The 13394-nt window shown below is 54.1% G+C and carries 14 protein-coding genes, 1 other RNA gene and 1 pseudogene; 11 read left to right on the forward strand and 5 right to left on the reverse strand.

Annotated features, from left to right (window positions below; all coding sequences use genetic code 11):
• Positions 1-16 precede the first annotated feature (16 nt).
• Both cysD and cysN read left to right on the forward strand, forming a co-directional pair.
• Positions 17-985 carry a sulfate adenylyltransferase subunit CysD gene (gene cysD / locus V0U79_RS05830; protein WP_330198539.1) on the forward strand — a complete coding sequence of 323 codons (969 nt, stop codon included), beginning with the start codon at positions 17-19 and terminating at the stop codon, positions 983-985.
• Complete coding sequence (gene cysN, locus V0U79_RS05835) at positions 985-2886, forward strand: sulfate adenylyltransferase subunit CysN (protein ID WP_330198540.1); 1902 nt, start codon at positions 985-987, stop codon at positions 2884-2886. Before cysD ends, cysN begins: the two co-directional genes overlap by 1 nt.
• A gap of 3 nt (positions 2887-2889) precedes the next feature.
• On the opposite strand, the gene cysQ is transcribed toward cysN, so the two are convergent.
• The 3 genes and pseudogenes from cysQ to V0U79_RS05850 all read right to left on the reverse strand — a co-directional run bounded on the left by cysQ (position 2890) and on the right by V0U79_RS05850 (position 5906).
• Complete coding sequence (gene cysQ, locus V0U79_RS05840; protein WP_330198796.1) at positions 2890-3714, reverse strand: 3'(2'),5'-bisphosphate nucleotidase CysQ; 825 nt, start codon at positions 3712-3714, stop codon at positions 2890-2892.
• A gap of 132 nt (positions 3715-3846) precedes the next feature.
• Positions 3847-4778: pseudogene (locus V0U79_RS05845) on the reverse strand (IS3 family transposase); the annotation flags it as partial.
• A 72-nt stretch (positions 4779-4850) separates the two neighbouring features.
• Positions 4851-5906, reverse strand: coding sequence for a glycosyltransferase family 2 protein (locus tag V0U79_RS05850; protein ID WP_330198541.1), 1056 nt, complete (start codon positions 5904-5906; stop codon positions 4851-4853).
• Positions 5907-6080: 174 nt separating this feature from the next.
• Here V0U79_RS05850 and glmM point away from each other — a divergent pair, with 174 nt between their 5' ends.
• From glmM to V0U79_RS05890, 8 genes are all read left to right on the forward strand, one after another.
• The gene (glmM, locus tag V0U79_RS05855) at positions 6081-7451 is read left to right on the forward strand and encodes a phosphoglucosamine mutase (RefSeq protein WP_330198542.1); all 1371 of its coding nucleotides are present in this window, start codon (positions 6081-6083) and stop codon (positions 7449-7451) included.
• 166 nt (positions 7452-7617) lie between these two features.
• Positions 7618-8067, forward strand: coding sequence for a hypothetical protein (locus V0U79_RS05860; protein ID WP_330198543.1), 450 nt, complete (start codon positions 7618-7620; stop codon positions 8065-8067).
• Positions 8051-9040, forward strand: a complete 990-nt coding sequence (locus tag V0U79_RS05865) for an NAD-dependent epimerase/dehydratase family protein (protein ID WP_330198544.1) — start codon at positions 8051-8053, stop codon at positions 9038-9040. The genes V0U79_RS05860 and V0U79_RS05865 overlap by 17 nt, the downstream gene beginning before the upstream one ends.
• A gap of 31 nt (positions 9041-9071) precedes the next feature.
• On the forward strand, positions 9072-9410 hold the full coding sequence (locus tag V0U79_RS05870) for a hypothetical protein (protein ID WP_330198545.1): 339 nt from the start codon (positions 9072-9074) through the stop codon (positions 9408-9410).
• A 130-nt stretch (positions 9411-9540) separates the two neighbouring features.
• The gene (locus V0U79_RS05875; RefSeq protein ID WP_330198546.1) at positions 9541-9816 is read left to right on the forward strand and encodes a DUF4164 family protein; all 276 of its coding nucleotides are present in this window, start codon (positions 9541-9543) and stop codon (positions 9814-9816) included.
• The gene (locus tag V0U79_RS05880) at positions 9809-10162 is read left to right on the forward strand and encodes a cell division protein ZapA (protein ID WP_330198547.1); all 354 of its coding nucleotides are present in this window, start codon (positions 9809-9811) and stop codon (positions 10160-10162) included. The genes V0U79_RS05875 and V0U79_RS05880 overlap by 8 nt, the downstream gene beginning before the upstream one ends.
• A 34-nt stretch (positions 10163-10196) precedes the next feature.
• A non-coding RNA gene (ssrS, locus tag V0U79_RS05885) (6S RNA) lies at positions 10197-10357 on the forward strand.
• A 2-nt stretch (positions 10358-10359) separates the two neighbouring features.
• Positions 10360-10932: a 5-formyltetrahydrofolate cyclo-ligase gene (locus V0U79_RS05890; RefSeq protein WP_330198548.1), complete on the forward strand. Its 573-nt coding sequence runs from the start codon at positions 10360-10362 to the stop codon at positions 10930-10932.
• Here V0U79_RS05890 and V0U79_RS05895 read toward each other — a convergent pair.
• Entirely contained in the window at positions 10923-11699 is a 777-nt protein-coding gene (locus tag V0U79_RS05895; protein WP_330198549.1) for an FkbM family methyltransferase, read from the reverse strand. The two genes, V0U79_RS05890 and V0U79_RS05895, sit on opposite strands and share 10 nt — an antisense overlap.
• Before the next feature lie 111 nt (positions 11700-11810).
• Between V0U79_RS05895 and V0U79_RS05900 the strand changes: the two genes are divergently transcribed.
• Positions 11811-12629 carry a TIGR00282 family metallophosphoesterase gene (locus V0U79_RS05900; RefSeq protein WP_330198550.1) on the forward strand — a complete coding sequence of 273 codons (819 nt, stop codon included), beginning with the start codon at positions 11811-11813 and terminating at the stop codon, positions 12627-12629.
• Here the strand turns inward: V0U79_RS05900 and fsa are convergent.
• Entirely contained in the window at positions 12626-13279 is a 654-nt protein-coding gene (gene fsa, locus V0U79_RS05905; RefSeq protein ID WP_330198551.1) for a fructose-6-phosphate aldolase, read from the reverse strand. The two genes, V0U79_RS05900 and fsa, sit on opposite strands and share 4 nt — an antisense overlap.
• Positions 13280-13394: the final 115 nt, after the last annotated feature.

Below are 13394 nucleotides of genomic sequence, written 5' to 3' on the forward strand. Positions count from 1 at the left end.
CGGGTCGAATTTAGATATGGCTGACATCAAAGAAACCGTTGCCAATTATGCTGCGCGCTTCAAGCAGCAATCCGGGCCTTCACGCGAATTGTCGCCGCATCTCAAGCTGTTGGAGGCGGAAGTCATCCACATCATGCGCGATGTCGTGGCGGAATTCGAACATCCGGTGATGCTGTATTCCATCGGCAAGGATTCGACGGTCATGCTTCATCTGGCGATGAAGGCATTCTGGCCGACCAGACCCCCCTTTCCGTTTTTGCACATCGACTCCCTGTGGGAGTTCAAGGAAATGGGTAAGTTCCGCGACGAGCTCGCGGCCGAACTCGGCATCGATATACGCGTGCATGTTAACGAGGAAGGCCGCAAGAAAGGCATCGATCCGTTCGTTTACGGCTCCGCGCTTCACACACAGATCATGCGCACCGATAGCTTGCTGCAAGCCCTGAATGAAGGCAAGTATGATGCAGCATTTGGCGGCGGCCGGCGTGACGAGGAAAAATCGCGCGCCAAGGAACGGGTCTTTTCATTCCGTAATTCCAATCACGCCTGGGACCCGCGCAATCAGCGCCCGGAACTCTGGCATATTTTCAATACCCGCATCCGCCAGGGTGAATCGATCCGCGTTTTCCCGCTCTCGAACTGGACCGAGGTCGATATCTGGCAATACATCCTCGAGGAAGAAATTCCGATCGTGCCGCTCTATTTCGCGAGCGAGCGCCCGGTCGTAGAGCGTGATGGCACGTTGATCATGGTCGATGACGAGCGCATGCCGCTGGAAGATGGCGAGACGCCGGAAATGAAGAAAATCCGTTTCCGCACGCTGGGTTGCTATCCGTTGACGGGTGCGGTCGAGAGTGAAGCGGAAACGCTGGAAGATATTGTACTGGAAATGCTGACTGCGCGGACGTCCGAGCGCGCGGGACGGCTGATCGATTTCGATGAAGCCGGTTCTATGGAGAAGAAAAAGCGCGAAGGGTATTTCTGATGGCGGATGGAGATGTCGCCCGCAAGGTTCGCGAACGCCTGACACAAGCTGGCGAAGGCGGTGTGCTGCGTTTCATAACTTGCGGCTCGGTTGATGACGGAAAGTCGACGCTGATTGGACGCCTGCTGTTTGATTCCAAACTACTGTTTGAAGACCAGATCCGCATTCTCAAGCAAGACTCGAAGAAACACGGCACGGCGGGCGAGGAAATTGATTTCGCCCTCTTGCTGGATGGTCTGGAAGCCGAGCGTGAGCAGGGAATCACGATTGATGTCGCCTATCGCTTCTTCAATACCGAACGCCGCAAGTTTATCGTCGCCGACACACCCGGCCACGAGCAGTATACGCGCAACATGGCGACGGGCGCCTCAACCGCTGACCTTGCGATTATTCTGGTCGATGCGCGTAAGGGCGTGCTGACTCAGACCAAGCGCCACACCTACATCGCCAATATGATGGGCATTCGCCATGCCGTACTGGCGGTAAACAAGATGGACCTGGTCGGCTATTCGCGCGCGGCCTTCCACGAGATTGTTTCCGATTACATGAATATCGTCGAAGATCTCGGCTTTGCGTCGGTCACGCCCGTGCCGCTGTCAGCACGCTATGGCGATAATATCTTCCAGCGCGCCGATTCCATGAAATGGTATGACGGCCCGACGCTGATGGAACATCTCGAAAGCGTCGATACCACCATGGACGAAGTCCTCGAACTGCCTTTCCGGTTGCCTATTCAATGGGTCAACCGACCGAATCTTGACTTCCGCGGATTTTCCGGAACGATTGTCGGCGGCCGCCTCAAAAAGGGCGATGACGTTTGCGTCGCGCATTCGGGCAAGGTTGCGACTGTGTCGCGCATTGTGACGGCCGATAGTGATCTTGATCAAGCCGCCAACGGTGACGCCGTCACCATCGTCCTGGATCGCGAGATCGATATTGCGCGCGGCGACATGCTGGTTGATCCCAAATCGCCCACCGAGGTTTCCGACCAGTTTGCGGCCGAAATTCTGTGGATGACGGACGAAAAAATGTTTCCGGGGCGGTCCTATCTTTTAAAGGCTGCCGGTGGCCAGATGACGCCGGCCTCCGTGACGACGCTAAAGCACAAGCTGAACGTCAACACGTTTGAAAAAGAACCGGGCAAGTCGCTGGACCTGAACGAGATCGGCGTGTGCACTCTTTCGACCTCGAAGCCGATCGCGTTCGACAAATACGCCGATCAACGTGAGACCGGCTCTTTTATCCTGATTGACCGCTTCACCAATCAGACGGTGGCTGCGGGCATGATAGAGTTTTCGCTGCGCCGTGCCAGCAACATCCATACGCATGCGATGGATATCGATAAGGCGCGCCGGTCCGAGCTGAAAAACCAGAAACCGACCATTCTTTGGTTCACGGGCCTGTCCGGTGCCGGCAAATCGACCGTCGCTAACCTTGTCGAACGCAAGCTGGCCGATAATGGACGCCACACTTACTCGCTGGATGGCGACAATGTCCGTCAGGGTCTAAACCGAGATCTCGGCTTTACCGACGCGGACCGAGTGGAAAATATCCGCCGGATCGGCGAAGTGGCGAAGCTGTTTGTAGATTCCGGGATGATCGTCACCTGTTCCTTCATCTCGCCCTTCCGATCGGAGCGTCAGATGGTGCGCGAGCTGGTGGACGAGGGCGAGTTTGTTGAAGTCTTTGTCGATGCGCCCCTCGAAGTCTGCATCCAGCGCGATCCGAAAGGCCTCTATGCCAAAGCAAAAGCCGGAAAAATAAAAAACTTCACTGGTTTCGATAGCCCCTATGAAGCACCGAAATCACCTGAGATTCACATCAATACGGCCGAGGTTTCAGCCGAAGATGCCGCAGAACGCGTCATAGATGAGCTCGCAAAACGCGGGCTGCTCGGATAGTGCCTAGCCAGGCGGTGCTGCCCAGGCAATAAAGTGGCCGTTCCTATAGTCGTTCTCAGATTTGCCGTAGCGAAATTGCGTACCGTCTGGCTTCGTGACGGCACCCCCTGCGCCATTGAGTACAGCATGACCGGCACCAGTATCCCATTCCATGGTTGGTGCGAAGCGTGGATAAATATCGGCGACACCTTCGGCCAAGCGACAGAATTTCAGCGAGGATCCTGCGTAAAATTTCTCGACAACGCCCTGTGCCTCGATAAAAGCCTGCGTCTGATCATCGGCATGAGACCGGCTAATAATTGCTACCGGCCCTGATGGGGGTGGGGTCTTGCGCGTTGCAATAGGCACAAGTGCCGCCGGATTTAAAATGCAGCCTGGAATTAGGGGCCCTGCAAAAGCACCTTCACCTCCGAGATAAATACGTTCCATCGCCGGTGCAAAAACGCATCCGACGACGGGATGGCCCCCTCGGATCAGGGCGATATTCAGCGTAAACTCGCCATTCTTAGCGATGAACTCCTTGGTCCCGTCAACAGGATCAACAAGTAGAAATTCATCACCCACATCGGGACGCACGCCAGTGGAAAACTGTTCCTCGGCGATTATCGGAATGTTCGGATGGGTTGATTGCAGCGCGTCGAGCATGATTTTTTCCGCAAGGGTGTCAGCTTGGGTAACAGGCGAACGATCGGCTTTCTGTTCTGGCGTAAAGTCGGTGGCGTAGACCTCCATTACGGGTATAGCAGCGCGCGAGCAAATCTGCGCAAACTCCAGCGCGAGGTTGTTCTTGTCGTAGGTCAAAGCAAATTCCGAACTAATATCTATCATGCTGGTAGCATCATCGAGATGAGAGACAAAGGAGTTATGGCCTTCTGCTGGTTTTGACGACACGGAGTTCGGGTGTATCTCGAGACCGGAGGAAAGGCATGACACGACGGCGTGATGCTTGTGGGCTTTAACGCGAAGCTTGCCGTTGAAGCTTTCCACGAAGCCGTTCTGTTGAGGCTTGCCCGGTGCGATGTAGTGCCATGCGATGCCGGTCTGGTTTTGCCGTTCCAGAACGGCTCGGCTGGTCAGTTCTGTGCCGTTGTCGGACACGATGGTCTCAGGCTTGCCGTAGAGCCGGATGCAGCGATCACGCTGTCGAACCACACGCGCACCTGACAGCGAAGTATCTGCCACCAGCGCCAGATATTCGCGGGTATAGTCGTCGATCACATTGAGCATGCGGAAGCGCCGGGCTGGACCGAAGACGTCGGATACGAAGTTGAGGCTCCACCGCTTTGTAGGGCCATCCGGCACCGGCATGGGCTCTCGGGTGCCCGTCGCCCGCTTGCGGCCACGGCGGCGCTTCACCGCCAGCCCTTCATCCTTATAGAGCCGGCGAAGCTTCTTGTGGTTCATCGTGATGCCCTCACGTTCAAGCATCAGGCCGATCCGCCGATAGCCGAGCCGGCGGCGTGTGGCCGTGATCTCACGCATGCGAGAACGCACGTCCGGATTGTCCGGCTCGGCTTCTCGCCGCACCGTCTTCGGATCGACGCTGACCAGAAGACAGGCCCGGCGTTGGGAGATGGCATAAGTCTCCATCACCTTACACGCCGCGTCCCGCCTCATCCGGGGCGTCGTCAGGGCTTTCCCAGAAGGTCTTTCAGGATCGAGTTGTCCAGAAGGCTGTCGGCCAACAACTTCTTGAGCCGTGCCTTCTCCGTCTCAAGCACCTTCAACCGACGGGCGCCCGAGACGTCCATCCCGCCGAACTTCGCCTTCCACTTATAAAAGGTCGCCGAACTCACACCGTGACGCCGGCACATATCTGCCGTCGACATGCCGCGTTTCTGTTCAGCTAGGATCGCGATAATCTGCTCTTCCGTGAATTTGCTCTTGCGCATCGTCTGTCTCCGTACCGACAGACTCTCAATTCAAGTGAGGGACCAAATGGGGCTCAGGTCATATCGAACACATCATTCGCGATGCTGGGCGTTTTCATCGCCGGATCTCGAAGGTTGATTTTTTAGAGGGCGGATATCAGGTGCACGGCGAATTAGATCAACTAACGAAAAATTCATAGAACGCAGTATTTTTATCGTTCTACATTTGCGGTTTGATTGAATCTCCTTGCGCTTTCTCAAGATCCTTGGAAAATCGCCTAAGGCGTCAATTATCGCTTTTCCTGTAATCATAAAGCGCCCGTGAAACAGGCTTCTCAACAGGAAGGCGATGTTCGCGGTAGCGTGTACAGGCGCGCCCAGCCAAAAAAGAATGGGCGGCGCGTTTTTAGCCCAAGTCCAAATTCGATTTCGGGTTCCGTGATATATCGTAAATTCTGAACGAGGCCCGCTAATACCCGATCCAAAATGATGCACTATAGCATCATTACATTGGACCGCTTTAAATCCCTGTATTCTAAGTCTAAAGGCTAAATCAACATCTTCCATGTAACAAAAAAAATCTTCGTCAAAGCCACCGGCGAGGATGTAAGCATCGCGGGAATATAATGCAGCAGCGGCGCAAGGACCAAAGACTTCCCCCGAGCCGATGTGAGTCGAGCAATCCCATCCATACCCACCGCGCCATGCAAGTCCCCATGGTGAATAAACATCGCCAACCCCATCAAGCTGGGTAGGATTTGAAAGTGAAATCTGCTTACAACCGACCATGGCTGAATGCGTTTGCTCTGCAAAACGAATGGTCTTTTCAAGCCAATTTTTCTCAGGCACGGCATCGGGATTTAGCATTGCTATCCAGGGGGCGTTGCCAAGCTTTGCACCTTGATTGCATGCGACAGCGAAGCCCAAATTCTGCTGGTTTTTTATAATAATAAAGCGTTCATCGGGCGGCAACAAGTATTCATCGACATGGTCATTCGAAGCATTATCAATGATAAAGGCTCGAAAACGACTTTCGGTTTGAAGAGATAGTGATTTTAGGCATTTTGATAGAAATCGCCTCCCATTATAGTTGACAACCACTATGTCTACGAGAGCCTCACTATTTTGGTTGTTAGTTTCAACTGCCATAAAAATATCACTTAGGCTGGGGGCAAAGCTTTAGTTGTTTTGGGGGTTATAGCTATTTTTAATTGACTAACAATCTGTTGCCCCAATGAACTTAGATCGGCGTGAAGCGCTGAACTATCACGTAGGCTCCTTTGGGATTTCTTGATAACGATACCGATCAGAAACGAGGGTGTCATGGGCGCTAATAAGAAATATTTTGGGACCGATGGTGTTAGAGGACGTTCAAATACACCACCTATGACGCCGACAATAGTTATGCAGCTGGGGATGGCGGCTGGAGTTTATTTTAAGCAACAATCGCCGCGTCGTCATAATGTCGTTATCGGAAAAGACACACGGCTATCGGGTTATATGTTTGAGACGGCGTTGGTGGCCGGGTTTACCGCGGTTGGCATGGATGTCTTTCAATTTGGTCCTATGCCAACACCTGCTGTCGCTCAATTAACGCGATCGCTTAGGGCCGACGTAGGGGTGATGATAACGGCCTCCCATAACCCTTTTTACGATAATGGTATAAAATTTTTCGGGCCTGACGGTTTTAAGCTATCTGATGACGCAGAAGCGATCATCGAAAGTCTGATGCAATCACCTGATGAGCTCGAGCTAGCGGAAGCAGCTAATCTCGGGCGAGCAACCAGAATAGATGATGCCCAAGCGCGTTATGTAGAGATTGCGAAAGCAACTTTTCCGCGCGAGCTGACGTTGTCGGGTTTTCGCATTGTTGTCGACTGTGCGAACGGTGCTTCCTATAAAGTCGCTCCGACAACTTTATGGGAATTGGGCGCGGAGGTCATTGATATAAACACCGAGCCGGATGGTTTTAACATCAATGATGAATGTGGTGCGACCGATCCATCTGAGCTTGCTTCAAAGGTCTTAGAAACGCGCGCTGATATTGGCATCGCATTTGATGGAGATGCGGACCGCTTAATTATTGTCGATGAAAAGGGTCGCATTATCGACGGGGACCAGCTATTAGGGTGCCTAGCAACGAATTGGGTCAAGCTTGATCGTTTGAAGGCCAACTCAATTGTTGCAACGGTCATGTCCAATCTGCAGCTAGAAAATTATCTCAATGATATCGGTATCGTGTTGGAGCGTTCGCCTGTTGGAGACCGTCATGTCGTCGAGCTAATGCGACGCGTAGGAGCAAATCTTGGGGGTGAGCAATCGGGCCACATCGTATTGAGCGATTTTGCTACTACCGGCGATGCTTTGATCGCAGCGCTCCAGTTACTGGCAATTATTAAAGTGGAAGACCGGCCTGTAAGTGAGGTATGCCGTGTTTTCGAGCCGTTGCCCCAAAAAACTACGAGCATTACGGTTAGCGACGCAACCGCAATTCTTAAAGCCGACGCTGTCGTTTCCGCCATTGCCAATGCTAAAGTGGCACTCGGCGCTGGCGGACGACTGCTAGTCCGGGCGTCGGGGACCGAACCGGTTATTCGGATTATGGCTGAAGGGGATCCCGTGCTTATTGACAAAGCTCATCAAATGGTTGTCCAGGCAATTGAGGACGTTCAAAAGCAAAAGATGATCAACTAGAATGCTATTGCGGTCGCCTGATTATATTTTCTACCCCGCTTTTTTACTTATCGCTGTATGCCTAATAGGCATTCCATTGGGTTCAACAGCGTCCCAGCGTTCGGCCTACAGGGCGGACATTCTTGAGACTGGAATTACCATATCGCCCTTGCGATTGGATGGAATTGTGACCGGACAGGGCGTTGAGGCGACAACGATCATGCTTACCGGCGAGCCGAGCGCTATCCGTATCATGGCTACCCACCGCCTCGGTGATCCCAATATTGTGCCATCGGCAGGGGCCTTTATTCCCTTATTTTCTCACGAGCTTCAGGCGCTTAGAGGCCGGCGGTTCTCAGTGGAATTTGTCTTTTCTCCCGACGGCAATGAGGCGGACCAAAAAGCAATCCAAACGGGCGTATTCTTTCCCGGAATGGGACAAAACGGATGGGAAGAGAGCTCAATATCTCCAGAAAACCCCATCATTCGGCGATTAGCTATTCCGAACATGTGCCAGCTTGATTATGTCTATCTAGGCGTATGGCCAACAAATACAGGTGAAGCGGGTTCGGTCGATCTTACTGAAATGCGGATCGATTTACTTGATCAAATAGAGTGCAATGAAGATGATCAATAAGCCTCGTTTGCTGGTGACCGGTGCTGCGGGTTTCATAGGTTCACACTGCATGCGAGAGGCAATTATCCGCGGTTATGATGTATTGGGCGTTGATAATTTAAACAATTACTACGATCCGAAATTAAAAAATGATCGCCTTCGATTTGTTGGAGAGGTCGGTCAATTTGAGTTTGAAGAAATTGATATTTCCGATTATGGCCGGTTTGCCAAAACGACCCGATCCTATCGCCCGAATTACGTGCTCCATTTGGCAGCGCAGGCGGGGGTGCGCTATTCCATCGAAAGACCATTCGAGTATGCGAAGTCAAATTTGGTCGGGCACCTGTCAGTGCTCGAATCGGTGCGAGCCTGCGATTCGGTCAAACATCTTGTTTATGCATCATCGAGTTCGGTTTACGGCGATCGAAATTCAGTGCCTTTTTCCGAAGACGAGCCAGCAGATAGCCCCGCCTCGCTTTATGCAGCGACGAAGCGGTCCGACGAATTGATGAGCTTTTCATATCACCATCTCTATGGAATCCGTGCCACAGGTCTTCGTTTTTTCACGGTTTATGGCCCATGGGGCAGGCCTGATATGGCTTATTGGATATTCGTCGACTCCATTTTGAAAAATAAACCGATTAAGCTTTTTAATCGCGGCAATATGGTGCGTGATTTCACTTATATTGGAGATATAGTAGACTACGTTTTCAAAATTATACAGGCAGATAAGACAGTACATAATGTTTATAATATTGGAGGGTCATCGGCCCAGCAGCTTAAATATTTTCTTGCAATTATAGAAAGGGCGTGTGGTCGAGAGGCTATTATCGAATATGACGATATGCAGCCGGGCGATGTAAAAAGAACTGCGGCAAGTAATAGGCGCCTCATTGATGAGTTTGGTGATCGAAAAATGACGCCAATCGAAGAAGGTATTCCCGCTTTTGTGGAATGGTTTAAAGCTTACTTTAAGGCGGCGCCTACGAACTAACTATGAAGTTGTCGATCGGGTCGCCGATAAGTTGACCGCCCAAGGTTCTGCCATTAACGTTTCACCATTGGGGGTGGTGGAAATGTTGCGATTTTTAGTTGTTTTTCCGTTTCTGCGGGATTTGACTGAAGCGGAGAGAGAAATAAATCTTGCCATTCATTCGATCGGCGTTGACACGAGGGAGTGCGTGTTTTTGACGAAAACAACACGCTCGGGCCAGTTTGAGCTTGCGACCGAGACAATTGAATCATTCCAATTGATTGAGGCGCGACTTACCAAAAAATTTGGTCGAAGGATTTTGGTTCGATCTAAAGACGGCATGTCGAAACCCAAAAATGATGCACACAGCCCAGCAGCGCCTGTTTTTTAGCCTCCGCTATGGCTTATGCGGGTTTGGCTCCTCTATTTCGATTGAAAACTGCCAAGAAAGCATAACTTAACCGCAAAATAGTGCAATTCGACTTGAAGAAAATTGTATTTAGATCGAATCTAGACCTTCAATGTCTAATTTAAACGATCCGATGGCGGCGGCCATTTCACGTCTCGATCGCGCGATTTCGCAGGTTGAAGCGCGGCTGGACCGCCTGATTTCCTCTGCTCGCGATACCTGTGATTCGGATGAGGATCGCGCGCGCCTGGCCGAGGCACTGGACAAGGCCCGCGCCAGTGAGGCCGCCATGGCCAGCGCCGCCGAGGACGCCTCAAGGGCGTTGGGCGAGGCGATTGAGGAATTGCACAGAGCCGCCGAGGCCGCCGTGGAGAGCCAAGATGGGTAAGGTTTCTGTCACGCTAAACGGCCGCGCCTTCACTATCGGCTGCGAGGACGGGCAGGAAAGCTATCTGCGCGATCTCGCCCGCCATCTCGACAATCATGTCACCGATCTCTCCCGGCAGGTCGGCCAGATCGGCGAATTACGCCTGTTGCTGATGGCGTCTCTGGTCGTGGTCGATGAGCTGAAGACCGCCCAGAACCGGCTGGAAGCGCTGGAGAGTCATCTCACCCGCTTGAAGAGCGAAGGCGGGTCTGCCGCGCCGGACGAGACAGCATCCGATGGTCTGGTCGAGGCGCTGAACGGTATTTCTGCACGCCTTGAGGCACTGGCTGCAGACGAGACCCCTTGAGCATGAGGCGCGGGCAGTCCACATATCGCTGTGGCGGTCTCTGCGGCATGCGTCAGGACTTTAATTCCCCGCGACCTTACATCTCATCTAGGGAGCTGCCTCTGATTGGGATCGTGGTCCCTGATACGCGGCGCCCACCTGCACTTGTGGGTTCGATGGGAATTTACAAAGTCCGACGGTGATCGCGGAGCCGTCACTTGATTTCTGGATTTCGAAAACGCTGGGCAAGGAAAAAGGCGCTGACGCGCCGGGCGCAAATTTTGGGCGACCGCGATGTGCTGGCCCGGGCCCTGGTCGACCGGTTTCCATCGGATATCTGGCCGCGCATCGGTCAGGTCGTCTCCGGCTATGTACCATTTGGAACTGAGATTGACTCTTTCCCGTTGATGGAAACATTCTTTTGCGAGCAGGTCTCGTTGTGCCTACCTGTTGTGGCGGAACGCACCAATGCGCTTATGTTCCGGAAGTGGGAACCGGCCGATGGTTTGGGCAATGGCCTCTGCGGCAATCTTGAACCGCTATCTGATAAGCCCGAAATGACACCCAGCCTGTTGATCGTGCCGTTGCTATCCTTCGATGCGAAAGGCCATCGCCTTGGCTATGGTGGCGGATATTATGACCGAACGCTCTCGGGGCTACGGGCTGGGGGTGTTCCTGTCACGGCCGTAGGGATAGCGTTCGAAGAACAGCTGGTCGCTTCGGTCCCGACCGCAAAAAATGATCAGTCGCTGGATCTGGTGATTACACCCAGTCGTGTTTTTCAGCCCTGATTTGCCGGCCGCCGGACCCTCCCCCTTAGTCGCCGCCAGAGATGACGGCGGCGGTCAGATCCGCTCATCAACGCCTTCCAGTCAGACCAGCGGAAGGACTGATGGTCCCATGGGAACAGACCGTCGTTGTTGAAAAGAGTACGATTTATGAACACGCCGTCAAACTGGGTCAGCGTGTCGTGATAATAGCATAAGTCTACAATATCGAAGAGCTGCAAGCCAGCATCGTCCAGCGCGGTGCTGATATCCGCCAGCGCTTGCGGCGCAATCTCAATAACTACAACCGCGCAGCTGGACAGCGTGTGTCTTGCGCCCTTCAACACGTCCGGCTCATGCCCATCTGTATCAATTTTCAGCAAAAAGGGCGCTTCGGCCGCGTATTCAGCCAACAGGCTGTCGAGTGTGCGGCAATCAATAATCACCCCATCTCCGCCGGTACAGATATGGGAGTGTGTCACGCTTTCCGCGCTGTCATTACGCTCACTGGTAAGATGAGCTGATCGATCGAGCGATGACGCGGCCACTTGATGCAGCACATAGTCGATATTGCAGTAATTCCGCGCAATCGCATCCGCATGCGCCACTTCCGGTTCGATTAGCACGTGTTTTTTTGCCGGGAACAGCTCGATCAGGTCCGGCGTTTCCTCGTGCACACCGACATCGATGATCGTCTCCGCGGGCAGTCCGAGCTCAATTAGTATAGACAGGCATTGATAGCGGGAGGGAAATCTCATTGGCAGCCGATCGGTTCTGATTCTCCAAGCCATGCGACAGCTTGAAATTCTGACCGAACTATTATCTGTAGTAGACCGTTTGGCAAAATTGCTAGATGAAGCATCAGACTTTATAAGCTGCGATAGACAGTACACAGTTCTTCCATGCGGATAGCATTTTTCGGCGATGTCATGGGCAAGAGCGGCCGCCAGGCGGTCAGCGAATACCTGCCCGGATTGCGCGCCAGCCTATCACTGGATTTCGTTGCGGTGAATGCGGAGAACGCGGCGGGCGGTTTCGGCATTACCGAGAAGACTGCCAACGACCTTTTCGATGCCGGCGCGGATGTCCTGACGCTGGGCAATCACGCTTGGGACCAGTCCGAAGCCCTGTCCTATATCGAGCGTGAGCCGCGCCTTCTGCGCCCGGCGAACTATCCGCCGGCCACGGCGCCGGGCCGTGGCGCAGGTGTCTTCCCTGCGCAGAACGGGGCCATGGTCTTTGTGATGAATGTCATGGGCCGGCTTTTCATGGACCCGCTGGATGATCCGTTTGTGGCGGTCGAGCGTGAATTGTCCGCCGCGCCGCTGGGTGAGATCTGCGATGCCGCTCTGGTTGACTTCCACGGCGAGGCCACCTCGGAAAAGAACGCCATGGGCGTTTTCTGTGATGGCCGGGCCAGCCTCGTGGTCGGCACGCACACGCATGTCCCGACGGCAGACCACCGCATCCTTCCGCAGGGAACCGCCTACATTACCGATCTGGGCATGACGGGCGATTACGATTCCATTATCGGCATGGACAAGGAAGAGCCCATGCGCCGCTTTACCACGCGCATGCGCTCGGGCCGGTTCCAGCCGGCGGATGGCGACGCCACGCTGTGCGGTGTGGTGATCGAGACCGATAACCGGACGGGGCTGGCCACGAACATCCAGCCCGTCCGAATCGGTGGTCTGCTCGGACAGGCCGAGCCGGCGCTCTAGATCTTGCCCTGACCGGCGGCTTCCCAATCCTTCAGGAAGGCGGCAAGGCCCTTGTCGGTCAGATCATGCTGGACCAGCGCGTCAAAGATGTTCGGCGGGATCGTACAGGCGTCGGCGCCGGCCATGGCGCTGGCTTCGACATGCTCGACCGTCCGGATCGAAGCTGCCAGAACGCGTGTCGCAAAGCCATGCTCGTCATAGAGCAGGCGGATATCCTCGATCAGGCCGACCCCGTCCTCGCCGATATCATCCAGCCGGCCGATGAAGGGCGAGACAAAGTTCGCACCGGCCTTCGCCGCCAGTAGCGCCTGGTTGATCGAAAAGCACAGCGTCACATTGGTCGCGATTCCATTGTCGGCCAGCGCCCGGCAGGCCTTCAGCCCGTCCATGGTCAGCGGCAGCTTCACCACAACATTCTCGGCAATCGCCGCCAGCGTCTGACCCTCGGCAACCATCCCCGCCGCATCGGTGGCCACCACCTCCGCGCTGATCGGGCCGGAGATCAGGCCGCAAATGTCGGCGATGCGTTCCTTGATGTCGGCGCCGGCCTTGGCCATCAGCGAAGGATTGGTAGTGACACCATCCACCAGACCGCTATCGGCCCGCGCGGCGATGACGTCCAGTTCGGCGGTATCGAGAAACAGCATCATGGCAGCAAACTCCTTGTCTGCGTCCGGCATAAAGCGCGGCGGTGAAGGAAACGTGACGAGGCGGCTTGGAAGAACAGCTGCTTATGCGGTATGCACGCGACCAGCTGACAGCAGA

Origin of the sequence: Hyphobacterium lacteum (assembly GCF_036330345.1) — a bacterium.
Taxonomy (GTDB): Bacteria; Pseudomonadota; Alphaproteobacteria; order Caulobacterales; family Maricaulaceae; genus Hyphobacterium; species Hyphobacterium lacteum.